Genomic DNA, 26,984 nt, shown 5'->3' with positions numbered 1-26,984 from the left:
GGCCTCTTTAATCTCAACAAGCTCGATGTGCTTACCAGTTGGAACCAAACCCTGACATTGACCGACGGCGGCGGGATGGGACGGGGTATCCGTCTTGGCGGGACTGACGCCGCCATCAATTTGTCCGGCAACGCATTCCTGACGGTGGACACCAATGTGTTCCTCGATGCCTCCGCGAAGCTGGATAGTTATCAAAGCAGGATGATATTCAACGCGGGCAAAACGATCGACATCGCGAGCCATAATTTGCTGATCAACACGGTGATCGGCAGCGCCGAGGTTCAAGTCCGCTCCACTATTGCCGGCACCACGGGCGGCATTAGAAAGACCGGCGCGGGCAAATTGGAGCTTTACGGCGACAATACGTTTGGCGGCGGAGTGCAATTGCATGATGGCACCTTGCGCATTGGCGGCAACACCGCGCTCGGCTCCGGCGCGCTCGAAATCGGAAATGGCGTGACGCCGTCAAACCTGATGACGATCGAATTGCTCACGCCGTCCCTTGTGCTCTCAAACCAGATCTATTGGAACAACGACTTGACCATCGCCAATGGCGTCACACTCACGCAAAAATCCATCACGTTCGACTACAACGGCATCGTGCAGCTCGACAACGGCATTCGCCAACTGAACATCAGTGACTTAACCAAGGTTGTTTTCGGGCGGGACTTCGTGCTTGCCGGCACCGGCGGCCTTCAAGTGAGCGGCGGCAGTTTGTCCGAGGTGAGTTTTCTCAACGGCAACAATACGTTCAGCGGCGGTTATGTGCAATGGCTCAGGCAGGCCACCATCGGCAACGGAACGACCAACATCACACTCGGCGCCCTCGATTCCGGGCACAACTACATCGGCACGGGCGCCGTTGCGGTCAACGGCGAAGGCTTCACGCTCAGCCTGAACCCCGGCGCCGGGCGCACTGTGAACATGCGAGGCGGCATCACGCTGGATTACGGCGCGATTCTGGACGTAACCAACGGTTCCATTGTGCTTGATGGCGCGGTGCTGGGCTATGGAGCCAACAACCTCGGCAATAAATTTATTTTCCGGGGCGACACGACTTTTGATGATGCGAACTTTGTCAACTCGCCCGACCTTTATTTTACAACCACGGGACTGATTACCATTGGCGGCACGGGCATGGGCGCGGGTTTGAACCATATGATTTTAAACAACACGGGCACCATCGCGCTGGGCGCTTCCGCCAAGAATATCGGCGCGTCGCAGATTCGCATGGAACGTGGTGTTTTGGCGCTGGGTGCGAACGACCAGATTCAGGCGGGCACGGCATTGCATATGGATGCCGCGACCGCACTGCGGGCCAATGGATTTTCCGCCACGTTTTCCGGGGGGCTGAGCTGGACCAGCACTGGCACGCGAATCATCGATTTCATGGCCAACAGCGCAAACACGCTCGATTTTGGCACCGGCAGCACGGGCGGCTCCGGATTGGTGTATATACAAAACTGGCTGGAGGGCTCGAATCACCTCCTTTTCGCGGATGACATTTCATCCGCGTTCTGGCGCGGCAATATCAGATTCGACGGCTACAACTGGACCATGGGCGTGCAGGTTGTCGATAACGCCGGCAAATATGAACTAATCCCGACCGCGGGCACGTCCGCGGCACCCGACACCTATGAATGGACGGGGGCGGCCTCCTATAGCTCCGGTGTCATTGGCACCAACATGTGGAATGCGCCGGGCAATTGGGACATCAACCGCATTCCGACCTTTGGCGCCGGTTCCACCATGGTGTTCGGCAATAAATACACCTCTTATAATCCAAACCTGGCGCTTCCCGGCACATTGACGATCGGCACCCTCTTGTTCGCCAGAACCACCTCTTCATATAATGCCGCCACGATCAGCAGCGGCACATTGATCATGAACAGCGGGACATTGGGCGTTGCGGCGCAGATAAAAAAGTCGTTGTATGATGGCGGCTCCGGCAGCGGGCGCATTAGTTCCGCCATTCGATTGGATAGTAATTTATTGCTGGACCGCACCGACACCAGCCTGCCATCAGGCGGTTATTACCGCGATTTGAGCGGTCTGATCTCAGACGGCGTCAATGGCCCAAGCTCCATCACCATCAACGGCGGCGCATGGTATTTGAGCAATATCAACAACACCTTCAGCGGAGGCGTCACATTGAACCCCGACGGCATGTTGCGCATTGTTTCCAGCGGAAGCAACAACTCGCTGGGCAAGGGCGAGCTCACTATAAACGGCGGCGTGCTGTGGGGCGCCGATATTTATAACAAGATCAATATAAACGCGAACTTTGTCATCAGCAATCCCAGCGGTTATTATACAAGATTATACGCCACTGGAAACGCGGCCAACGACACAATCTGGCTGAACTCTGATATTACCATAACAGGAAAATGGGGCGGCGCCAGCACTCTGGCCTGGGGCAATTATTCATATCTCTATATTCATGAAGGCAGAAACTTTCAGGGCGCGGGCGGGCTGACGTTCGCGGGCAGCTGGGACCGTCTTTACGCATATGCCGCGGACAGTAATTTCAGCGGAGGCTACACTCAACGGGGCAGCACGATGCAAGTGTATGCCAATTCCTCGACCGCCGACGGTTCCCTGGTGTTTGGCGAACTGGCCGCCGGCAAAAATTATCTGGGCATTGGCGACATTACGCTGGCCGGGGGCAATATTCAGGTCACCCCCAAATCCGCGGGCAACACGGTTGAGTTTCGCAATGGCATCACAGTGACCGCGACCAACGGCACCTTCACAGTCTACACGGCGCCTGTGTATTTTCTGGATAATTCGACGCTGAAACTTTTCAGCAACGGTAATTTCACAACAAGCAATAGTGATTTGATTTTATCGAGCGTGAATTTGATTGGGGCAAACACCACGTCGGGGGGCAACATAACAGTGGGCAAGAACTTGGTTGTCGGAAATGTCGCCGTGAGCCAGAAGCCAAATGTCACCATGTCGGGAAGCACCAGGGTGATGGCGCAATCGGGCACCACGGCGCTCACGGGGCTGGGACGATTCACGCGAAGCATATCGCTCACGACAACGACCATAGATTCATCCATCAGCCAGCTGGGGGCTTCGGAGTTTTATATTAACTCGGGCCGCCTTCAATTTACGAGGGATCATCAAGCTGCCGGAACGGCCAACCTGCATCTCCATTCGACTGGCATCATAAATTCCGACGGGGTCAAAAACACCTTTGGAAATCTATACATATACGGGGATTCCACCATGGAACTGGGCGGCGGCGGCGAATTGTCGTTCAACAGCCTGGGCTCGTGGAGCACAAGCGGCGTGATTCCCCTGCTCAATATCCAGAATGACAGCGGCGAATGGAACACGGTCGCCGATCAGACGCTTGGAGGCGAGCATGTGTGGTTTGCCGCGAATCCTTTCTCCGCCGGCGACGTCCGCCTGGCTAATATCGCGTTCACTGGCTACACGCGCGGCGCGGGTATTGTATATAACAATGGGAAATACGAGTTGGTAACCGCGGGTGAAAAAGGTTACGAGTGGTCGGGCGGCGGCCTTTCCAACACCAACTGGGACGCAGGCGCAAACTGGTATGGAAACGCGGCGCCCGATGGCGCCGGCGCCATCGCCATCTTCCGCGATGCGGACGACCGGCTGAACGGCAAGACGATCAAGCTCAACGGCAGCCGCACCTTGGGGAAAATATTTTTTGAGGCAACAAGCGACGCGAGCTTCACCATCGCCCCCACCTCCACCGCCGACAGTCTCACGCTTTCGAACAGCGGCAGCCATGCGGTGATTTATATGTCGGGCGTGTCCTCGCCCACCATAAGCGCCAATCTGATACTGGAAGACTCTTTATTGGTGGATCATCGCGCCAAGGGCAAGAACTTGACATTGTCGGGCGCCATATCGGGAACAGAGAGCATTCGTTTCACGGTTGATCCCGCGGCTCTTGGAAATTCATACAATCAGGACTACCGCCTGACACTTTCAGGCAATAACAACTTCAGCGGCGGCATTGAGCAGCAAGGCGGCATGCTCTACATAAACAATGATAACGCCCTGGGTAGCGGAACCTATACGGTCACAGGCACGGCCACGATATATGCAAATGGCAATCGCGTTCTGACAAATGCGTTGGAACTCGACGGCGGGCTCTCCTCCCAGGGATCGATGATTACATTCAAAAACAACACCGGGCTGATCACCGGAGGAACCAAGAGTATCTATACTTATAATTCCAGCGGGCTGATTTTTGACAGCGATTACATTCTTACCGGATCGGCGGGTTTGCACATCCAGAGCGCATCCTTCGCAAGTAACTCTTATCAATTGATAATGCGCGGACAAAACACCTTCTCCGGCGGCGTCACGTTGAACAACGGAGGAATAAAAATCGGCGCCAGCAGCCAAGTGGCGGACGGCCTTGTGGTTTCCGGCCCCCTGGGAACCGGCACTTATACATTCAGCAATGGCGCGACTTATTTGGAAAACACGACCCAGCACCACGTAATCCACAATCCCTTGAGTCTTGGCGCAAACGGCAATGTTTATCTGGGTTACTACGCACCATCGAGCCTGCAGGCCGGCTCACTGACCTTTGATTCCATTGAGGACCTCAAACTAAGGCCGGGGCAGAATAACTTTTATCTTATGGGCGCGATGGTGGAGTTTAAAAACTCCATTACCAATCCGGATTCTGGCAGTGGAACATTTTATCTTACGCAATATACCAGTTCTCCCGCATTTCTGCGCTTGTCCGGCAGCAACAGTTTTACCGGGGGTCTTACGATAAACAGCAATTATGGCAGCAGCACATCCTATCAAACCACACTGTCGATTGCCAATGACGCGGCGCTTGGCACCGGCACGCTGACCCTCTCCGGTTATTATATAACCCTCCAAGCCCACGGGGCGGATCGAAACATAGGCAATCTGCTTTATTTTAACAACGGAACCTACACCACCTATTTTACCGCCACCGCCGGCGCGCAGAACATGCTCTTTAGCGGTTCGGGAAACAGCACCGTTACATCCGGTAATAAAAACTGGAATGTAGCCAACGGCATGACCGTCACCTTTGGCACGTCCCACAACCTCGTCGGTTCCAGCGCCTCGATCACCAAGCAGGGCGCGGGCGAGCTGCAATTGCTCGCCCCGAAATCGACATTCCGAAACCTGACTGTTTCGGCCGGCACCGTGTCCACCGTTCTTCTCGAGGGTCGCGACATGGTGCTTCAGGGCGCCGCCAATGCCACGCAGGACAGCTACTTCGGCACCGGCGTTCTCAGTATCAACGGCTCGACCGCCGTCGCCCGCATCGAAACGTGGAGCGAAAGCGGCACGATGGGTAATGTTTACTTGAACGGCAACCTCACCGTCAGCAACGGCGGCATGCTTCAAATCGTGGGAGGCGGCAATCTCCACCTCAATTCCAACCAAACGATAAGCGCCACCGGCAACGGAAATATTTCAATCGGCGACGGCGGCGCGTTGTTCAAAGAGGGCGAGGGCACGGTCTCCACTTTGAACACGAGCATCATCGCGCCGATCACCATCCGCGGCGGCGCGCTGTCCCTGGCCACGACCAATCTCCTCAATAATGTGAGCAACCTGAACATGGCCGGCGGCAGTTTATTATTAAACGGCCTGAGCCAGACGCTCGGCGGCAACCTTTCCCTGACCGGCGCATCCCTGCTCGATATCGGCGTCAACAGCCTGCCGAAAACATTCACCGTGGCCGACCTCGGCATATGGAACACCAACCACATATTGCAAGTGCTCAACTGGGACGGCGTGCAATCGGTTGGCGGCGGCAACACACAAATCATCATAGGCAATTACACCGGCGCCATGGAATACGTTCCCAATGTCTGGTTCCAAGGCTACGCCCCCGGCGCGATCCTGCTGGACAAAACGGGCGGCACCAAGGAACTGGTTCCCTACGCCCAATCCTTCAACTGGACCGGCGCGAGCAGCTCCGACTGGACCGCCGAGCCCAACTGGAGCAGTTTCCAGTCGCCAAATGGCGTCGGCGCCAGCGCGACTTTTGATGACAAGGCCGCAATCTCGGTCACCGGCTCAAACATCCTGCTCAACGAAAACAAGACGCTCGGCTCGTTGATTTTTAGCGGCGCCCGAAACCAGCGCTTCAACATCACCAGCAACGGAAGCCCCGCGATTATTTTCGACTTTCCCGGCGACATCAAAAACGACCCCAACGTCACGGCGCTCATCCTGATGCGCAACAACTCCGACGCTTATATATCCGCGCCCATCGACCTGCGCGTGAACCTGCAAATCGACAATGTGAGCGGCGCCGACATTGAGCTCGCCGGAACCATATTCGATGACTTTGGCACGGGCCGCAAAGTGACCAAGACCGGCAGCGGCATGCTCACCCTCTCCAACGGCTTCAACAGCTTCAAGGCCGGCATGGTGCTCGTGGACGGCCTGCTGCGCATCAACGCCGGTGAAACTTTGCTCGACGGCCACGTTAATTCGGGGGCGATCGGCACCGGCGCCTTCACCATCAACGGAGGATCAATCGAGGCATACGGGCAGAACCGCACGCTTAGTAATCGCATTGTGATCGGCGGCGACTTCTCTGTCGTCGGCAGCAACACACTTGCGCTGGCATACGACTCCACCCTAAACAGCGTAAAAAGTGCCTTGGGCGCCGACACCACCATCACTGTGAACAACGGTGCCACGCTTGTGATTGATGCGAATAACACACTGGAAGTCGCGCTGGCTGACAGCGCCACAAGCGCGAAGCTCACCAAAAGCGGAGGCGGCCTGCTGGAAATAAACAGCGTGCTCGGCGTGGATCATGTTTTCGGGCTGGGCATTAACTCCGGCACGCTCGTCCTCAACGCGGGCAACGCCTACTCCGGCACGACGGAACTCGCCGGCGGTGTTCTCGTCGCCACCAATGATCGATCCCTCGGCACGAGCTCGGTTGAAGTCCTGTCCAGCGCAACCCTCAGCCTCTCCGCTCCTATAACTCTCGATAATGGCATCACGCTTTCAAACGCGCCACTGGTTGTCGATGCCGCCCACACCGGCACGCTCTCCGGTGAAATCAGCGGCACCGGCGTCCTGACCAAAATCAGCGCCGGCACCCTGACGTTGAGCGCGAGCAACAGCTTCACAGGCACCGCCCGTATCAACGCCGGCACTCTTCGCGCCACGAACGCCGGCTCCCTTGGCGAAGCCGTTGCGAATGTCGCCGCCCCCGCCACGCTGAACTTCGACTCCTTCACTGGCACTGTCGCCAATAACATCACCGGCAGCGGCACCGTGCTTGTCACCAGCGCCAGCATTGCGCTCTCCGGCACCAACTCATCGTTCGCGGGCGCATGGCATGCGCGGGAGAGCAGCCGTGTTGCGATTAGCGACACCATTCACCTCGGCACCGGCAATGTTGTTCTCGAGGGCGCGCTCCTCGTTGAGGGCGCAAACAACTTTACCCTTAACAATTCGCTCACCGGCAGCGGCACGGTTACCTTTGCCAGCGGCGGCACCCAAGGTTTTGGCGCGGGCGCGGGCACCGGATTTACCGGCAAGGCGGAAGCGGCCTCCGGCCATTTTGTCTGGAACGCAAACTCCAGCTCCGTGCTCAACACCGCGACGCTCGCGTTAACCGGCGGCTTGCTCGACGTGACGCCCGGCGTGCAAACAGCAAACAGTTTTGTGATGAACGGCGGCACCGCCGCTTTCACTGGCACCGCGCGTGTTGCGGATTTTGCCATTACCGGCAGCAGCAATATCCTCTTTGACCAATCCGTCGCGCAGGCAATGCCCTTGCTGCAGCAGGATGAAGGCGGCGGACGCGCCTACGTCATTGCGCAAAACTGGGATGGTGATGCTTCAAACCTCCACCTCGTCCTCGCCGACGGCACCCGAATCGGCGCCAGCTCGACACTCGCCATTGGCACCGGCACCGAGGCGCTCGGTGTTTACAGCAACACCCTTACCGCCGCCGGTGGCACGCTTGGCGTCGCGTATCAACTCAAGGAACTTCAGCTTCAGGCGGGCAAAACGCTCACGCTCACCGGCGACATCGCGACCCCGGCGGGCGGCGATGAACTCCACGCGCTCATTAGCGGCAGCGGCAATCTGCTGATAAACGCCATCAACACCATCACGCTTAACACAGCCGCAACCCACACCGGCACCACCATGACAGGCGGCGGCACATTGAAGGCCGGCGCGGCCAACATCGTCGCATCCAGCACGCACCTTGTGAACGACGCCGTTTTCGACACCAACTCCTTCGCGCAAACCGTGCAAAAACTCACCGGCAGCGGCACAATCCTGTTTGGCGGTGGCACGCTCGTCATCCAAAGCGGCTCTTACGACGGCCTGCTCGCCGGTGCGAACACGGTCCTCGAAAAAACCACCGGCGGCACCCTCACGCTCAGCGCGAGCAACACCTACACCGGCACCACGCTCGTCACCGGCGGCACGTTGCGCCTCGTCTCGGAAAACGCCGCCGGCAGCAGCACGATAAACGCGGCCAGCGTGCTCGATCTCGCGCTGACAGGCTCCTTCGCCAACACAATCAACGGCAGCGGCACCGCGCAAGTAAGCGGCAATGTCGCCATCACCGGCGCCAACAATATCGCCGCATGGAACATCACCGGCACCGCCCGGGTCGCCGAACAGCAAAATCTCGGCTCCGGCGCGACACATATCGACGGCGAGCTCTCCATCGCCTCCTCCTCCGCATGGAGCTACGCAAACGCGCTCACCGGATCCGGTATCCTGAAAGTGGATACATCCGGCACCGTCTTTTCCTTCAGCTCCTCAGCCTTCAGTCCCTCGGGCCGCTTCTCCGGAACCGTGGACATGCGGAACGGCTTCTTCCAACTCGACGGCATCAGCGCCGGTGTTGGAGCAAGCCCGGCCTCGGGCACCGGCGTCTTGCGCGACGCCACGCTCGTTCTCGGCGCAAACGCCGCCACCCTGCTCAGCAGCGGCAGTTATTATCTCGGCGGGCTGGCTTTCGAGGGTGGCACTCTGAAGGTTGAAATGGACCACGCCACAACCCCCAAGGGCAAACTGACGGTCGGCGACCTGACCGATGCCACGAGTGGAAAACTCGCGCTGGACAACTGGCACAAAGTCAGCGGCACCACGCCCGACGGCACCGACTTTTTCTATCAGGATAGCGGCACGCTTTTTGAGCAAATCGTCAATGTCACCGGCAACGTCAACGACGTTGGCGCCCAGCTCGATCTCCACGATTTCGACGGCGCGCTCATCACGGATGCCACGCTGAAACAAATCTACGAAAACGGCGGCGTAAGCGGCACCGCCATTTACGACTACGGCGCGGAGGTGGTGGATGACGGCAACAACAAAGGCATCTATCTCGCCTACATGCTGCGCGAGTTGTCGGCCAACAGCGGCACCAGCGTCACCCTCAACAACATCGGCACGCAGGACGCCACCAGCACGCTTAACGCCAAGCTCACCGGCGAAGGCGGATTTGTCATGGGCGGCACCGGTGTGTATTACATCGGCAGCGCGGAGAGCAGCTACACCGGCACGACGCTCGTCACAAGCGGCACCGTGGCGCTCCATACCGACAACGCCTTTGGCAACACCGCGCGCCTCGACATCGCAGCCAACACCGGCGTTGATCTCAACGGCAACACCCAGGCGGTCGGCGCGTTCAGCGGCAGCGCAAACAGCGCGCTTAACTTCAACAGCGGCACACTCATCATCAGCGGAACTGACGCCGCCGGCCTCGCCACCAACAGCGTGAGCAACGGCGCGTTAACCGGCGCGGGGGCGCTCGTCGTGCAAGGCAACACGCTCACCGTGAACGGCGCGAACACCGCGTTTGCCGCAAACACTTCGATCAACAACACAGCCACAGTTGTTCTAACCCACGCCCAGGGACTCGGCACTGGTGCGATCACCGCCGACGGGCAACTCGTCTTCGATGCCGCCACCGGCGCAAACGCCAACAGCATCAGCGGCACGGGTCTGGTTTCCGCGACGAATGCCGCGAACATCATCCTCAATGGCAACAACGCCTCCTTCAGCGGCACATGGCAAATCGCCGCCGGCGGCGCCTTCAAATCCGTTGGCGAAAACAGCCTTGGCGCCGGCGGGGTTGCCAACACCGGCACATTGGTCCTCGGCGGCACTTCGCCGTTCACCCTCCACCTTTCCAACTTCATCACAGGCGCGGGAACACTCGTGAAGGAAGACGCCAGCACGGTGACCATCAGCCACAGCAACGCCTACACCGGAAACACATTCATCAATGCGGGCGGGCTCAACCTCGCTCATCTCGGCGCACTCGGCACCGGCACTGTTGGCAACTCCGCATCCTTGCGCCTCGGCGCAAGCGGCACATTCGCAAACGCCCTCACCGGTGCCGGCGCGACTACCATCGCCGCCAACGGCGTGAATATCGCCGGCGCAAACGCGGCCTACACCGGCACGTGGAACGTGACCGGCAGCGGCACGATGACCGCGCCCGAAAACCTCGGCGTGAGTGGCGCGGCGCAAGTCAACATCGTCGGCGGCGGCAGCCTCGCGCTTGTCGGCATGGGCGGCGATTACAAGTTCGACCACCAGCTCACCGGCGGTGGCGCGCTGCTTGTCAACAACTCGGGCACCATCGCCTTTGGCAGCACGACCGGCACAAACTTCGCCGGACGCGTGGTGCTGCAAAACAACCGCCTCGATTTGACCGCCGAAAACACTCTCGCGCTCACAAACGCCACGTTGGTTGTCGATAAAAACAACCGCACCGATGTCGGCGGCGGAGCGCAAAACATCGGCAACCTTGAACTCTCCAGCGGCACAATCGCCTTTACTATGGACGCGAGCGGCACCGCCGCCGGCATCGTCAACACCGGCACGCTGGCCGTCGGCAACTCCGTCGTCATGGTCGACACATCCGGCATGGATGTCGATGCGCTGACACTGTTGCAACAAGACGAAGGTCTCGATATCCAGCTCGTCACAAGCACCACGCTCGCCCAAGGCAGCAAGACGATCGTCAGCGGCAGCAACCTTGTTGACAAGAATGGCAACGAGCTTACCGGCGCGTCGCAACGCGACATCGCGCAATCCGGCGGCACCATCGCGAGCGGCACCTATGACTTTGCGGTCACGGCTGACAACGACGGCCTGCAACTCTCCTACACTCTCACGCATCTCGAATTGCTCGCGGACAAGACGGCGGTTCTCGATGGCGAAAAAAACACGCCTCTCGGCGCCGACGAACTGCACGCGCTCGTCAGCGGCTCCGGTAACCTGCAAATCAGCGCGACCGGTGCCATCACGCTCAACAACGGCGGCAACACCTACTCCGGCACGACCTCAGTCACAAGCGGCACACTCGTCGCGGGCAACAGCGGCGCGTTTGGCAACACCAGCATGCTGTCCATTTCCTCAACCGCCTCCGCCGACCTGAACCACACCGCGCAGACCGTCGGCGCGCTCGACAACGCCGGCGCGCTGCTCTTCAACGGCGGCACGCTCACCGTGGCGAACGGCGGCGCGAGCACGGGTGCCATGAGCGGCACCGGCGCGCTGAATCTCGACGGCGGCAACCTGCTCGTCACCGATGCAAACACCGCGCTCGCCATCACCACCAACATCGCCGCAAGCGCCACCGCCACGCTCAACCACGCCTCCGCTCTCGGCGACGCCGGCTCGGTCTTTGTTGGCGGCGCGCTCGTGCTCGATGTGCAGTCGTCAACCGCGCAACCGTTCAACCTCTCCCTGCTCGGAGCGGGGGATTTTGTGAAAGCCAGCACAGGCACTGTCACAATCCCGAATGCAAATCCTGACTTCACCGGCTCCGGGTTTGTGGAAGGCGGCGGCCTGGTTCTCATGAATCTTGCGGCGCTCGCCGGGGCTCCGATCGAAGTGAGCGCCGATGCGGCTCTTGGCTATCACAATGTGAGCGGCACGCTCGCCAACAATGTCAGCGGTTCAGGCACGATGCGGATTGCGAACAGTGCGCTTTCAATCGAGCACGACAACGTCATCGCTAACAGCCTTCTCGAAGGCGCGACTGTTTGGCTCAGCGCCACGCATGCGCTCGGCCTCGACTCCGCCAGCGTGCTCGCCGGCGCGGACTCGACAATCCTCGTCGCTCTCGACGGCGCGCGCCTCGGCCATGTCACGCTCGCCGAGGCAACGCTTGGTTTTGTCCACAATGCGCCCGCGTTCCATCGCGCCACGGTCGCCGGCCTTGCCGGCGCGAGCGGCACGCTTGGCTTCAATGTCGATTTCACGGGTATTTCCGGCCTCAAACAATCCGGCGAGGTTGCCAACCATCTGACCGTGACCGGTGGCAGCGCGGGTGTTTTCACCGTGCGCATCACCGCGCTTGGAAACCTGCCAAGCAATGACGAAACGGCGATCCCGCTCATCACCGATACAGCGGGCACGGCGTTCTACCAACTGGAGTCGGGGAAATTGGAATTCGGTCTGACGGAGTTCAAGTTTGCCAACGGCGCCTCATCCGAAAGCACCCTCTCGCTCGATCCCGGCACATGGTATCTTTACAGCACCGGCCTCTCGCAGGCCGCGGACGCGATCATCGACACGGCGTCGTTGATCGGCAAGGATTGGCACTACTCGCTCGACGCCCTGTATCTGCGCATGGGCGATATTCGCGGCGAAGGCATTCCCGCGGCAGCCGGCTCCATCTGGACGCGCGCACGCGGACACCAATTGAACGCAACCAACCCCCTCTCCGGACGCAGAGTCAAACAACACTCCTACGGCGTGACCGTCGGCGGCGACAAAGCCTTTGGCACCGGGACGGGTGTGAATCTTTTCGGAGCCTTTGTGGACATGGGCCGCATCACCCGCGACTTTGGCCGGAACAGTGATGGCAAAACCACCAATGCCTCCTTCGGGCTTTACGGGACGATGATCAAAAACAACGGCTGGTATGCCGACCTCGTTCTCAAGGCGGATCGCTACAAGCACCGCTTTGACGTGAGCACCATTTCAGGCCGGCCGGTGCACGGGCGCTACAACAGCAATGCTTGGGGCGGGTCGCTGGAAATCGGCCGTCGCATTGAACACGCCGGCGGCTGGTGGATGGAACCCAGCGTGCAAGCGGCCGTGGCGAGATTGGAAGGCGCGAGCTATCGCACCACGCCCTCAAACGCGGCCATCGACGTGAAAGTGGACGACGCGACCTCCGCGCAATATCGCGGCATGGTGCGCTTTGGCCGCCAGCTCAAGGACACGAGGTGGTCTTTCTACGGAAAATTCGGCGTGGTGAAAACCGACACCAACGATGGCGAAATTCACGCCCATGGCCGCGACCTGACGGTGAATTTCGACGGTTGGCGCATGGAAGCCGGTGCCGGTGTCGGTTATCGCATCAACAGCGGCAGTCAGTTGTATTTTGATTATGAATACGGTCGCGCAAAAGACTACGAGCGTCCGTGGGCGCTAAACCTCGGCTATCGCAGGCTTTGGTGAGCCGGCTGGATCGACTGACTTCACGCGCCAATCATACGCGCTATTTGGCGGCGCTGAAGTTTTGTCTTGAGACTCCGCCGTTTTTGGGTTCGGTAAGCAGTCCCGTTTTTTTGCCAGAGTAGCTCAGTGGTAGAGCAGGGGACTCATAAGCCCTTGGTCGGCAGTTCAATCCTGCCCTCTGGCACCACTTTTTCAGCCCGGAAAAACACCTCCGGCGTTGCGCGGGAACCCGGCCAGGGCCTCCATGGCGCGCTTACAATGCGCGTTTTCAGCAAGCCAGAAACTCGGCGCGGGAGTTTTGACACGGCGTTTTCGCCCCGCGCATATTGTAAAAAAGACATGCAATATCAGGCGATGCCGTCCTTGCCGTTGAATGATGGCTTTTGATTGTGCCACGCTTTTCCCGAATTTTTTCCGTAAAACCGGCATGCTTTCGAAAAGGACAACAATCATTGTCTGCATTGCGATTTTTGCCATTGGACTCCTTGGAGGAGGCTTGGAGTGCTTCCGCATGTATAAAAACCAGCGCGGGAAACTGGAGGCCGGCGTGCTGCATTATGCGCTCGCGTTTCCCATCGACGAGGTTTCGCAGCTGACGGGGCTGCTCGGCGATGCTGACTCAAAATTATATGATGAGATCAGCGAGCGGCAGGCGGAGCTCCTGGACAGCCACCCGGCGCTTGCCTTCATGGAGCTCATCCGGCTCGACAGGCGAAGCGGGCGCATCGTTTGCCTCGCGGCCACCGGGCCGGGCGAGGAGGCGGCGCGTGTGCCGCGCGCGGGCGATTCGCTTGACGGCACGCCGGATGCGCGCCCCGTGCTCGAACTGGCGGGCGGCGCGAAAACCACCGTGCGTTTGTTTCACCGCGACTGGCTGGACAAGCGTTGGGTGAGCGCGTATGCGCGCGCCGGCGAGCCGCAGGAGCCTGTCAACGGGAAGCCCTTGATGAATGTGCTGCGCTACGATGTGGACGCGAGTTACTGGATAAGGCACATCTCCGAAAGCGTGCTCTGGCGCGTGTTCACCGTGTGGGTGGCGCTCGGCCTGCCTTTCGCCGCCTACACGCTGGGGCGTTTTCGCAACCGGCAGAGTGTCCGGCTGCGCGAATTCGGCGAGGCAATCGAGCAGACAAAAACCGCGATCGTCATTTCCAGTTTCGACAGCGTGATCAATTATGTGAACCCCGCCTTTTGCGCGCAAATCGGGTATGAAAAAAACGAGCTAATGGGCTTGAAATGGCGCATTTGGCGTTGCGCGGAGCCCGAGCCGAGGGAGATCGAGCGGCGGTTGGAAATACTGAGGACGGGCGCGCCGGTGGAGGTCGAATGGGAGTTTCGCAGAAAGGACGGGCGGACCTATCCCGTGCGCACCACATTGACGCCGGTGCGCAACGAGTCCGGCAGCGTGGACACGATGATCCTCGTTATCGTCGACATCACCGGGCAAAAAAAACGGGACGCCGCGCTGCTCCTGGAGAAGGAACAAGCCGAGCAAATGGACCGCGCCAAAAGTGTTTTTTTGCATGCGATGAGCGAGGAGGTGGGCGTGCCGCTCCGCAATCTGGTCGCGCTTTCGGGTTCGTTGCGGGCCATGCCTCTTAACAGTGAGCAGGAGGGATACGCCGAAATCATCCAAAAAAGCACCGGCACGCTTGTGCGGCTCACGGACGACATCCTCGACTTCTCGCACATCACGGCGGGGCAGGTGAAAATATCGCCCGTGTTCGCGGAACCCCGCGTGCTGATTGAGGAAACGCTCGACATCGTGGCGCCCCAGGCGGCGCAGAAAAACATAGTTCTGCTCCGCAACATCATGCGCGACGTGCCGCGCGCGATCATCATTGACGGAACGCGCCTGCGCCAGGTGCTGCTCAATCTGGCCGGCAACGCGATCAAGTTCACTAAAAACGGCGAAGTGGAAATACGGCTGAAGGTGATTTCCTCGGGTAATGCGGGCGGCAATGACCCCGCGAACAGGAACCGCATGTCGCTGCTGTTTTCGGTGCGCGACACGGGCATAGGCATCGCGCGCGAGGACCAGGAAAAACTTTTCATCCCCTTCTGGCAGGCCGATTCGACGAATGTGCGCCGCTACGGCGGCGCGGGCCTCGGGCTGGCGATTTCCCGCCATCTCATCCACATGCTCGGGGGGGATATTTGCGTGGAAAGCGAACCGGGGAAGGGCTCCGTGTTTCATTTTTCCGTGACATGCGAACTGCCTCCCGACGCGGCGCCGCCGGAAACCATGCCCGAGCTCGAGCGCGCGCGGATTCTTGTCGTTTCGGATTGCCCGGGGCTCGCCTCCGAGTTGAGACGCGAGATTTCCGCGCGCGGCGCGTCGACCGCCGCGATTTCGCCCGATGATTTTGACGGGCTGGATTGCGACACCTGGGACGCGGTTGTGGTTGATTGCGGCGCGGCGCGCGATGGCGGCGCATGGCGCGGGTTTGTGGAAAAAATCACGCTGCGCACCATTCCCATAATTGGCCTGATGGACACGGGCGCGGACGCCATGGCGAGGCTCCGCACGGGCGGCGCGTTTTGCGCGCTGCTCCCAAAGCCGGCCCACTATGACGAACTGGTCCGCGCGCTCGCAAACGCGACCCGGACGGCCTTGGAAGGGAGGCGCGCATGAAGGCCTTGTCGGGCAGGCAAAAGGCGGTGATTGTCTTTGCACTCATCCTGACGGTGAGCGTCTGCGCCGGCGTCGCCCGCTGCATGCACCGGAGCGCGTTTCACAGACAGAACGCGGCGGCGGGATTGAAGATGCTGGCGCTCTCATTTTCCGACGAGGACCTGGCGGACCTGACCAATGATTCGCCCGCCCTGCGCGCAAAGGTCCGCGCGGAATTGGAAAAGCGCATGGACAATGTGCGCGACGCCGCCCCCTCCGTGAAAACAATGGAGCTTTTGCGGTGCGACACACGAACGGGCGAGGCGACGTGCCTCGTGCATTCAAGCCCGCCGGACACGCCGGAAACCCCGCCCGCGGGTGAAAGATGCACCGCGTTTGTGAAGCCGGAGTTAATCCAAAGGCTTGTGAACAAAAACGAACCGGTCGTCCATTTGCACATACTCGGACCGGCCGGCGGGTTTATTGTCGAAGCCCATGCGTTCGTGGCGCCGTCCGTCACCCCCTTGCGCGCGCAGCCGGCGGCAGACATAGTGCGCTACAACCTCGATGGAAAAACATGGTTCTCCGAATGCGCGGCCGATGGCGGGCGGGGATTGCTGGTGTGCCTCATACTCATGGGAATGCCATTCGCCGCTTACGGCATCGCGCGCCGCAGCACGGGCAGGGAGCGCATGATCGAGGGATTGCGCATGGCCGCGGACCAGTGCGAAAACGCAATCATGATCGCGGGACTCGACGCGGGCGTGATATACGCCAACGGCGGCCTCGCGCGGCAAACCGGCTACTCGCGCGATGAACTGCTCGCGATGCGGGCGCCCGACCTCGCCGCCGAGGACGTGTCCGAAAGACTCTGGATGGACTCCTGGAACAAGGGATTCCCGCCGGATTCGGAAGTGATGTTGCGCCGTAAAAACGGCGAGCCCTACCCCGCGAACGTGGTTTCCACGGCGGTGCGCCGCAAAAACGGCAGGGGGGATGTGTTTAGCTGCATTTTTATCATCACCGACCTGACCGAGCGCACCCGGCGCAACCAACAGCTCCAGCAAGCCAGGCACAGCGCGGAAAACGCCAGTCGCGCCAAGGGCGCGTTCCTGGCCATGATGAGCCACGAAGTGCGCACGCCGCTCAATGGCGTCCTTGGCTTTTCGAGCCTGCTGGCGGACACCGAGCTGGACGGCCGGCAGCGCGAATGCGTGGAGGATATTCGCAAAAACGGCGAAATGCTCGCGCGCCTGAGCGCCGACATTCTCGATCTTTCACGAATCGAATCCGGCAGCGCCCAACTCCATCTCGACTGCTGCAACCTGCGCTCGCTGATCGATGACGTCGTCAACTCCGTCAGGGAAACCACGGCGAAAGCACCATTGGAATACGCGGCGCGCGCGGACGCCGCGGTGCCGGTCGAAATCATGGTGGATTCGATGCGGCTGCGCCAGATACTGGCCAATTACACGCTCAACGCGGCCGGGGCCATCTCCGCCGGAAAAATCGAACTGGCCGCGTCCGTCACGGACAACAACGACGGCATGGTGACATTGCGTTTTTCCATCCGTGGCGTTTCGACCGGCGCGGCGCCCTCCCCCGCCCCGTCCGCGAAAGTGTCCTCGCTGGCGATGACAATCTCCCGGCATCTCATACAGCTGATGAATGGCGAAATCATCGCCGAAAACAGCGACAAGACGGGCTCTGTATTCGTTTTTTCAATACAGTGCGAGCGCTGCTAAACGCGCGCTTCGTGAAAAAGCATGGCGCAAAGCCACGAACCATTAGTTAGCCGCAGACGGCGGAGGTTTCAATTTCCCCGCCGACTGCATTTTTATGGATTTGTTGTTTTTACTATCAGTATACTCTACAGAGCCACTATTTGAAATTGCGATCACACCACCAACATTTGTATATATAATTATGTCTGAATCATAGAAATAAGAATCTTTATACCAAAATAATCCGAATGCATCTGTCATTTCTTTAACTGATTCCGTTTTTAATTTTTCAATCGCATAAGACGGCATCAACTCCTTTAGGCTGTATTGCGCCTTAAGCTTACCATCGGGTGCATATAGCACAACGCTGTTCTCCCCGCCCAACTTGGCATAGTCATCGAATGTGACAACTTCACCTGAATCACTTATGCGCGCGAAAGAGGGAGCCACTTTATTTATCAAACGATATTGTTTCTTTTTATCGAAACCCCAAGTTTTGTCATTGAATTGGAACACAAGCGCAATGGCAGTTTCCCTTCCAGGCAGATTTTCCACACCTGGCATTACCCTTAAAACAAAATGCTCGTTTTTACTAGTGTAACTCTTTTTAGGAGGCGCCAAACTCACGGCGTTCATTGTTAGGCATCCGCCAAGGGCAATAAGATAAAATGCGACAAAGTATTTCATGAATAGGATTTATGGGGAGTCGATGTTTGTTGGTTTTTCAAACTCCAGATTTTGGAGCAGTCTACCTTTAGGCATGAGGGCCGGGAAGGGATTGCCATCCCTATGGAGCGGCGGGCGTCGGAACCGAGCGTGCGTTTTTGGAAACGGTGGTTTTCATGCCGCGAAAGATTGCGTCGCGACCATCCTTTGACAAGTGCCTTTACCCCGTCATCGGAATGGAAACGCTCCCGAATACGATCAAACCTGCCGCGCTGGGGTCCGGATTTTCCGGCGGCAAAATGCTGCACGTGAAATTATTTTATCGAAAAACCCGCACGGTGTGCGCTAAGCAATCAAGTCACAATAAAACCGTGAGCACCCTCATCATCATTTCGCATCATCCATACACGGCCGCGCGCGGCATGTGCTGAACCGACATGAACGTCACCGAAGTCACCGCCAAGGCCAGGGTGCTCCTTGAAGCACTTCCCTACATTCAGGATTTCCACGGTTCCACGTTTGTCGTGAAATACGGGGGCAGTTTCATGGACGACCCCGATCCCATCACCCGCAACCGGGTCGCCTACGATATCGCGTTTCTCGCAGCGGTCGGCATCAATGTCGTCGTTGTCCACGGCGGCGGCAAGGCGATCACAAAGGCCATGGCCGAGTCCGGGTTGAAGGCCAATTTCGTGCAGGGCATGCGCGTCACCGACGAGGCGACCATGGCCATCGTCAAAAAAACACTCGATGAAGTTGTGAACAGGGACGTCTGCGGCGCCGTCTGCGCCGCCAAGGGAAAACCCAAGGGCGTGCCCGGCGACAGCGTGCTCGAGTGCGCCAAAATCACGGCCGACGACGACGGCAACCCCATCGACCTCGGCTACGTCGGCGATGTCACCGAGGTAAAGATCAAGATCATCAAAAAGGAAATCGCCGACGGTTTCACACCGATCATCTCGCCCGTCGCCGAGGGCCTCGACGGCAAGCCCTACAATGTGAACGCCGACCTCGCCGCCGGCCGCGTCGCCAGCGCGCTGCGCGCCCGCCGCCTCGTTTATATGAGCGACGTGCCCGGGCTTCTCTCGAATCCCTCCGATCCCGACTCGCTGATCTCCACGCTGAAAATTTCCCAAGTGGACGACCTCAAAAAGAAAGGCGTCATCGACAAGGGCATGCGCCCGAAAGTGAACAGCGCCATTCGCGCGCTTCAGGAAGGCGTGCAACGCGTGCACTTCATCGACGGACGCCTGCCGCACAGCCTCCTGCTGGAAATTTTCACCGACAAGGGCATCGGCACCGAAATCGTGCACGGGTAAAGTTTCACCAGTCTGATCAGCCAGATCTATCCGATCAAAAAACCACCGCAATGAGCACCAGCAACGTCCGCACCGCCGCCGACCTCTACGACGCCTATGTTTTGAAAAACTACGGGCGCGCGCCGATCACGCTCACACGCGGATGCGGCACGCAGGTTTGGGACGACGAGGGCCGCGCCTATCTCGACTTCACCTCCGGCATCGCCGTGAGCGCGCTCGGGCATTGCCATCCACACTGGGTCGCCGCGATGCAGCGCCAGTCCGCGGAGCTCATTCACACCAGCAACCTTTTTCGCAATCCCAACCAGGCGGAGCTCGCCCGCCGCCTTGTCGGCCATGCCGGGCCCGGCCGCGTTTTTTTCTGCAACAGCGGCACCGAGGCCAACGAGGCCCTGATCAAACTTTCGCGCCTGCACGGCGTGCAAAAGGCCGGCGGCGCCGAGGGCAAGTGCCACAAAATCATCTGCGCTAAAAACGCCTTTCACGGACGCACCTACGGCGGCATGAGCGCCACGCCACAGGAAAAAATCCAAAAAGGCTTCGCGCCGCTCGTGCCCGGTTTTGTTTTTGCCGAGCTCAACAACCTGCAAAGTTTCGCCGGCCTCGTTGACGAAAACACCGCCGCCATTTTCATCGAAACCATTCAGGGCGAAAGCGGCGTGCGCGTTTGCACTCCGGAGTTTCTGCGCGGCCTGCGCGAACTCTGCGACAAGCACAACCTCCTCCTCATGCTCGACGAGGTGCAATGCGGCATCGGGCGCACAGGAAAATTCTACGCCTTTGAGCACGCCGGAATCCGCCCCGACGCAATCGGCATGGCCAAGGGCCTCGGCGGCGGCATGCCCATGGGCGCGATGTGGGTGCGCGAGGATCGCGCCGATCTTTTTCACGCCGGGCACCACGGCTCGACCTTCGGCGGCACGCCGCTCGCCTGCGCCGCCGGCCTCGCCGTGCTCGACGTCATCGAAAAGGAAAACCTCCTCGAAAAAGTCACGTTGCAATCCGTGTCGTGGATTGCCGCGCTTAAAAAGCTCGCCGAAGACCTTCCGCAAAAAATCACCGAAGTCCGCGGACAGGGTTACCTCATCGGCGTGCAAATGGCATCCGATCCCGCGCCGGTGATCGCGAGAATGCGCGAACTCGGCCTGCTTGTTGTCGGCGCCGGCAGCAACACCATCCGCTTTCTCCCGCCGCTCAATGTGAGCGGGGAAGAACTGGCGAAATCGGTGGAAATCTTCCGAAACGCCTTGTAAAGGAGCGGCGGTCTCTAGGCCGCCGGACGAGGCGCAACGCGCCTCGCAAAAAATAAAGCCATTCGAAAAACAAAAAGGCACGACTTCGTCGTGTCCGGCGACCTGGAGATCGCCGATCCGGATTATTTCAGCTCCAGCCCAATCGGGCAGTGGTCGCTGCCCATGACTTCGGGGCTGATCCAGGCGCGTTTTAACGCGGGGCGCAGCGTCTCGCTCACCACAAAATAATCGACGCGCCACCCGATGTTTCGCGCGCGGCAGTTCATCATGTTGCTCCACCAGGTGTAGTGGCCGGGGCCTTTTTCAAACTCGCGGAATGTATCCACAAATCCACTACCAAGCAGGGTGGAAAAATTGGCGCGCTCCTCGTCGGTGAAGCCGGCGTTGCGGCGGTTGCTTTTCGGGTTGGCGAGGTCGATTTCCTCGTGCGCGACATTGAGGTCGCCGCAAAAGACGACCGGTTTGCCCGCCTTCTCCAGTTTTTTAATGTGGGCGAGAAACGCGGGGTCCCATGCCTTGGTGCGATAATCGAGACGGGCGAGCCCGCGCTGCGAGTTGGGCTGGTAGACGTTTACGAGCCAGAATTTCGGAAACTCCATCGTGATCACGCGGCCTTCGTTGTCGTGCTCGGGCACGCCGATTCCGAAGGTGACCGACTTGGGTTTCACGCGGGTAAAGATAACCGTGCCGCTGTATCCTTTTTTGAGCGCGCTGTGCCAGTGGGGTTCGTAGCCGGCGGCCCATGTGACGTGCTGGACGTCGCCGGCGTGGGCCTTGGTTTCTTGAAGGCAAATCACATCGGCGTCGCAGTCCCGCATGTAATCGAGAAAGCCTTTTTTCAACGCGGCGCGGATGCCGTTCACATTCCAGGAAATGAGCTTCATAAGCGATGGATGCGCGGGGGGTGTTTATTCCAAAAAGGTTCCCTGTTTGGGCTCCTTGGCGGCGCGGGCGGCGGCGGCCTCCTCGGGGGTCTGGCTGCTGAGGTGGCGGGGCGGGCGCGAAACACGTTTCGCGACGGCGGCCTCGCGGTCGGCCACGATGCGGTCGCAGATCGCCTGGATGTGGAGCTTGAGCCATTGCGCGGTGCTGCTCGATTCGGTGTAATCGGCGGGGCCGTAGTGGTCGATGCGCCCCGCCTGGCGCAGGGCGTCGTTTTGCCGAAATTCCTCGGGGCGCCCGGGATGATAAACGCCGTAGGCCGTGCCGCCGTTTTTCTTGACGACGGAGAAGCTCGGAATGTCGCTCGGGCCGTCGGCAATGTAGATCATGTTTTGGAAGGGGATGCGGCGATCCTCAAGGGCGATGTTGGCGTTGACGTCGATGGCGGGGTTTTTGTTGCTGCCCTTGTTGATCTCGAAGAGCGCGCGGGTCTTTGTGGTGTTGTCGATGATGGTGCCGATTTGCGCAATCTCGGCGTCGGCCGTGATGTCGAGTTCCTTTTGTCCGATGAAGCCGGGCTGGAGCGGATTTTCGATGAATTCGCAGGCCCATATGTCGTCGATGTGAGGGGCGATGGCGCTGCCGCGTATCATCTCGGCGATGCCGGTGCTGACGATGTAGTGCTCGAGGTTGATTTCGTGTTTGCGGTAAGTCTCGTGCTCGGTGACGTAACTTTTCGAGCGTTGAAAAAATTCGGGAATGCCGGGGTAGAATTTTATTTCCGCGCCGCATTCGCGAAAGACCTTGTTGTTGAGTTTCGGCATGCGACCCGCGAGCACGTAGGTGAGGAGGTGGTTGAGGTAGGCGATTTCGCTGGAGAGGCGGTAGCCGCGCTTGCGGTATTGCTCGACGAGGTGGTTGGTTTCCCTCCAGAAGTTCGCCTCATCGACTTCGTAACGGCGAAAGAGCGGCGACTGCATGTATTCGGGGATGAGCGTTTTGTCGAAATCCCATACGCAGGCGATGGTGTTTTGGGTGAAGAGTGTGGTGGCCATGGGTCGATGTATGATGCGCAAAGCGTGGGGGATTTTGCGACGCGAGTAAAAGGCAAAGCGCGACGCCGAGGCCGGCGGCTTTGTGCTTGCAAGCGTTTTTAGGAAAAGCGTGATCATGCGCCGCCATGGAAAGACCCTTGTTAAACGACCCCAACCTGCCCCCGGACGCGGCGATTTTGAAAAAAACACTCGGCCGCTCCCATGCGGCGTATGAGGCACTGGCCGCGGGCGCGAGTGGCGCGGGCCTGGAGATGTCGTGGCGATACTATAACGACGGCAAGGCGTGGCTCTGCAAGGTGACGCACAAGAAGAAAACCGTGTTCTGGCTTTCGGTGCGGGACGGACTTTTCAAAACCGGTTTTCACTTCACGGAAAAGACGCGCGGCGGCGTGGCCGAACTGGATATTGACGCGAACATCAAGTCGACTTTCGCCCGCGCGCAGGCCGTCGGCAAGCTGGTGTCGCTGGGGCTGGACGTGCGCAAAAAATCACAAGTGCGCGACGTGCTGACGCTCGCGGAATACAAGAAGACTTTGAGGTGAGCAAAGCCGTTCGCCGGTGGCGCGAATTTTAATAATTTGTAAATAATTCAACCTTTAGCACCCGCCGGGGTTTTTGTGTTCAGGAACCGGCGGTTTTTGTTAAATATTTGTTATCGTGTCGCTCTCCCGATTAATAAAAACCCGCGTGACAATTGCCTGGCTCGCCGTGGCCGTCATTGGCGTGGCGGCGGGGGCGCACGGGTATTACGGCAAACGGAACGGCAAGCTTCAGGATTTTAAGCGCGCCGTGCGCGGAGCGGCGCTCGTTATGGCGATTCCGGAAGTCTCAAGGCTGACCGGCACGCGCGCCGACGAGACCCTCGATGACTACAAGCGCGTGAAAGCCAGGCTGCGCGAAATGCGCGGCGTGTATCCGGGCCGTGGAAACATTTATGTCTTTCGCATCAACCCGGAAACCGGGGACGCGATATGCCTGGCGGACTCGATGGAGAATGGCTCCCCGGCGGGATCGCGCCCCGGTGATGTTTTGCCGGGAAAAACAACCGCGCAGGACATGCCAAGGACATTGCGCGACGGGGCTGTGACAATCAACAGCTCGTTGTCCGACGAGCACGGCCGCTGGATCACGGCCTATTCGCGAATCGAGGATGGCGCCGCGCGCAATTTCGTGCGCTTCGACAGGGACCGCCGGCACTGGTGCGGCGGCCTGGCCGGTGCGGCGCTCACGCACGCCCTCTACGCATGGCTTCTGCTGGGCGTGCCCATGGCGGTGTATCTTTTGGTGAAACATTATTCCAAGCAGGCCCGCTTCATCGAGCAACTGCGCGCCGCGGTGGACCAAAGCGCCGCCGGCATGGTGATCATAGACGAGAACGGCATCATCCGTTACGTGAACGACAGCCTGTGCGCCATGAGCAAGTTCACTCGCGAACAAATGGTCGGCCAGCACTGGATGAACAGCGCGGAAGATCTCGACCGCGAAAAACTGGACCGGATGACGGAGATGTCCGCCAAGGGAAAATCGTGGTTCGAGGTTTTGGAGTGCGAGGACAAAAACGGGGGGAAATACCTGGGGCGCATGACCTCCACACCCGTGCAGGACCGCGCGGGAAAAATCATAGCATACATCACGGTGGTGTCGGACATGAGCGAGTTTGTGCGCCAGGCCAACGAACTGCGCGAGGCCAAGGAGCAGGCCGAGGCGGCGGACAAGGCGAAGGGCATCTTCCTGGCGACAATGGGGCACGAAGTGCGCACGCCGCTCAACAGCATCATGGGCTACTCCGACTTGCTCAAGGACACCGCCCTGACGGACGAGCAGGGCGACTATGTGCGGTCAATCCGCGCCAGCAGCGAACTGCTGGGCCGGCTCGCGGAAAACATCCTCGACTTCACGCGCGTCGAACGCGGTGTCATGCGAATAAAAAACGAGCCCGTTGATGTGCGCGTCGTGGTGCGAAACGTGCTCGACGGCATGATGCCCAGAATGGAAGGCAAGCACCTGCGCGTCTGGCAGGACGTGTCGCCGGACGTCCCCGCGCACATCATGACCGACTCCACACGATTGCAACAAGTGCTCACCAACCTGGTCGGCAACGCGGTCAAGTTCACACAAAAAGGCGAAGTCGGCGTGAAGGTGCGCATGCGCATGCTGACAACGCCGCCGTTCAATCCCCCCGCCGAAGCAACGCCCGCTGAAAACGACTGCGCGCAAGATGAAAAAATCCGCCTGCAATTTACCGTCAGTGACACGGGCATCGGCATCGCGCCCGAGGACCAGTCGCGCCTCTTCAAACCATTTGTGCAACTGGACTCGTCGTCGGCGCGCCACTACGAAGGCATCGGGCTCGGACTGGTGATCTCGTATGACCTCGTGCGCCTGATGGGCGGCAGTATTTCGGTGGCGAGCGAAAAGGGCAAAGGCTCGACCTTCTCGTTTGATATTATTTGCGGAAAAGCGGTCATGTAACGCCCGCCCCGCCGCTGCGAATCAAGCGCGGACATTGTTTTTTGGAAAAACTGTTTGGACACAAAGGCCCTCAAGGCACTACACACCAACATCCTCAAAACTTGGCGCGCCAAGGCGCGGCGGAAAAACACAATGAACGAACCCCAAAAAACATCCAGCACCGACAACGTGGCAGTCTGCGCCACAAAAATCGTCGGCGCGAAAAACGTCCTCACCGCCCCCGAGGACATCATCCCATACGGTTTCGACGGCACGGCTGCGATCAAGCAACGCCCGCTTGCTGTCGTGTTTCCCGCCGACACCGCGCAGGTTTCCGCCGTGCTGCGCCTCGCGCGCGAACACCGCGTCCCGGTCGTCACGCGCGGCAGCGGCACGGGTCTTTCCGGCGGCAGCGTGCCGGTCGAGGGCGCGCTCGTTGTCTGCCTCGCGAAGATGAACCGCGTCCTCGAATTGGACACGGCCAACCTCACGCTTCTCGCCGAGGCGGGCGCGGTGACGCAGGAAATCTACGACGCGGCCGACAAGGCCGGCCTGTTTTACCCGCCCGATCCCGGCTCGATGCGCGTCTCGACCATCGGCGGCAACGTCGCCGAAAACGCCGGCGGCCTGCGCGGTCTCAAATACGGCGTCACGCGCAACTACGTCATGGGCATGGAAGTCGTGCTCGCCGACGGCTCCGTGTGCCAACTCGGCAACAAGTGCGTGAAGGATGTCGCCGGTTACAATCTCCGCGACCTGTTCATCGGCAGCGAGGGCACGCTCGGCATCATCACAAAGGTGCTGCTCAAGCTCCTCCCAAAGCCCGCCGCGCGCCAGACGCTGCTCGCCACCTACGCGCAAATGGACGCCGCCGCCGCGACCGTGTCCGACATCATCGCCTCAAAAATCATTCCCTGCACGCTTGAGTTTCTCGACCGAAAAACAATCCGCTGCGTCGAGGATTTCGCGCACGCCGGGCTTCCGCTCGACGCCGAGGCGGTGCTCCTGATCGAGTCCGACGGCCACGCCGCCGCCGTTGCCGACGAAGCCGCGCAAATCGAGGAAATCGCCCGCAAGCATGGCGCGACAAGCGTGCGCCGCGCGCGCGATTCCGACGAGGCCGCGCAACTCGCCACCGCGCGCCGCAGCGCGTTCAGCGCGCTCGCGCGCCTGAGGCCGACCACGATCCTTGAGGACGCCACCGTGCCGCGCAGCGAACTCGCGCACATGGTGCGTTTTGTCGAAAGCGTCGCCACGCGCCACGCGCTCGACATCGCGACCTTCGGGCATTTCGGAGACGGCAACCTGCACCCGACGATCCTCACCGACGAGCGCGACACTGACGAGATGCACCGTGTCGAGGCGGCCATGCAAGAAATCTTCGACGAGGCCCTGCGCGTCGGCGGCACGATCACCGGCGAGCACGGCGTGGGCCTTGCGAAAAAGAAATTCCTCCCCGCGCAACTCGGCGACGCCAGTTATGCATTGCTGAAAAACATCAAGCGCGCGCTCGACCCCGACGGCCTGCTCAACCCGGGAAAGATTTTCGACTGAAAATCAGG

Annotated in this window: 12 protein-coding genes and 1 tRNA gene; 9 read left to right on the top strand and 4 right to left on the bottom strand. The window is 59.6% G+C overall.

What is annotated here, in order from left to right; translation table 11 throughout:
• Positions 1-27 precede the first annotated feature (27 nt).
• Positions 28-13,458, top strand: coding sequence for an autotransporter-associated beta strand repeat-containing protein (locus M2447_RS07075; protein ID WP_277557979.1), 13,431 nt, complete (start codon positions 28-30; stop codon positions 13,456-13,458).
• A 112-nt stretch (positions 13,459-13,570) separates the two neighbouring features.
• A tRNA-Met gene (locus tag M2447_RS07070) sits at positions 13,571-13,645 on the top strand.
• Positions 13,646-13,650: 5 nt separating this feature from the next.
• On the opposite strand, the gene M2447_RS07065 is transcribed toward M2447_RS07070, so the two are convergent.
• On the bottom strand, positions 13,651-13,935 hold the full coding sequence (locus M2447_RS07065) for a hypothetical protein (RefSeq protein ID WP_277511078.1): 285 nt from the start codon (positions 13,933-13,935) through the stop codon (positions 13,651-13,653).
• A 34-nt stretch (positions 13,936-13,969) separates the two neighbouring features.
• Here M2447_RS07065 and M2447_RS07060 point away from each other — a divergent pair, with 34 nt between their 5' ends.
• Together M2447_RS07060 and M2447_RS07055 are read left to right on the top strand one after the other, a co-directional pair.
• On the top strand, positions 13,970-16,093 hold the full coding sequence (locus tag M2447_RS07060) for an ATP-binding protein (RefSeq protein ID WP_277557978.1): 2,124 nt from the start codon (positions 13,970-13,972) through the stop codon (positions 16,091-16,093).
• Complete coding sequence (locus M2447_RS07055) at positions 16,090-17,817, top strand: PAS domain-containing hybrid sensor histidine kinase/response regulator (protein ID WP_277557977.1); 1,728 nt, start codon at positions 16,090-16,092, stop codon at positions 17,815-17,817. The genes M2447_RS07060 and M2447_RS07055 overlap by 4 nt, the downstream gene beginning before the upstream one ends.
• A 42-nt stretch (positions 17,818-17,859) precedes the next feature.
• Here M2447_RS07055 and M2447_RS07050 read toward each other — a convergent pair whose 3' ends face one another.
• Entirely contained in the window at positions 17,860-18,483 is a 624-nt protein-coding gene (locus M2447_RS07050) for a hypothetical protein (protein WP_277557976.1), read from the bottom strand.
• Between the two features lie 416 nt (positions 18,484-18,899).
• Here M2447_RS07050 and argB point away from each other — a divergent pair, with 416 nt between their 5' ends.
• The gene (gene argB / locus M2447_RS07045; RefSeq protein ID WP_277557975.1) at positions 18,900-19,781 is read left to right on the top strand and encodes an acetylglutamate kinase; all 882 of its coding nucleotides are present in this window, start codon (positions 18,900-18,902) and stop codon (positions 19,779-19,781) included.
• A 50-nt stretch (positions 19,782-19,831) separates the two neighbouring features.
• A complete protein-coding gene (locus M2447_RS07040) occupies positions 19,832-21,034 on the top strand; it encodes an aspartate aminotransferase family protein (protein ID WP_277557974.1) in 1,203 nt (400 codons plus the stop codon).
• 122 nt (positions 21,035-21,156) lie between these two features.
• On the opposite strand, the gene M2447_RS07035 is transcribed toward M2447_RS07040, so the two are convergent.
• A complete protein-coding gene (locus M2447_RS07035) occupies positions 21,157-21,918 on the bottom strand; it encodes an exodeoxyribonuclease III (protein ID WP_277557973.1) in 762 nt (253 codons plus the stop codon).
• 24 nt (positions 21,919-21,942) lie between these two features.
• On the bottom strand, positions 21,943-22,971 hold the full coding sequence (locus M2447_RS07030) for a haloacid dehalogenase-like hydrolase (RefSeq protein ID WP_277557972.1): 1,029 nt from the start codon (positions 22,969-22,971) through the stop codon (positions 21,943-21,945).
• Between the two features lie 125 nt (positions 22,972-23,096).
• Here M2447_RS07030 and M2447_RS07025 point away from each other — a divergent pair, with 125 nt between their 5' ends.
• The 3 genes from M2447_RS07025 (at position 23,097) to M2447_RS07015 (ending at position 26,976) form a co-directional block, all read left to right on the top strand.
• On the top strand, positions 23,097-23,513 hold the full coding sequence (locus M2447_RS07025) for a DUF3788 family protein (RefSeq protein WP_277557971.1): 417 nt from the start codon (positions 23,097-23,099) through the stop codon (positions 23,511-23,513).
• A 115-nt stretch (positions 23,514-23,628) separates the two neighbouring features.
• Positions 23,629-25,443, top strand: a complete 1,815-nt coding sequence (locus M2447_RS07020) for an ATP-binding protein (protein ID WP_277557970.1) — start codon at positions 23,629-23,631, stop codon at positions 25,441-25,443.
• 132 nt (positions 25,444-25,575) lie between these two features.
• Entirely contained in the window at positions 25,576-26,976 is a 1,401-nt protein-coding gene (locus tag M2447_RS07015) for an FAD-linked oxidase C-terminal domain-containing protein (RefSeq protein ID WP_277557969.1), read from the top strand.
• Positions 26,977-26,984 lie beyond the last annotated feature (8 nt).

Origin of the sequence: Ereboglobus sp. PH5-10, from assembly GCF_029504735.1 — a bacterium.
Classification (GTDB): domain Bacteria; phylum Verrucomicrobiota; class Verrucomicrobiia; order Opitutales; family Opitutaceae; genus Ereboglobus.
The sequence above is the reverse complement of the archived record's forward strand: the minus strand, read 5'-3'. Positions and strand labels throughout refer to the sequence as shown.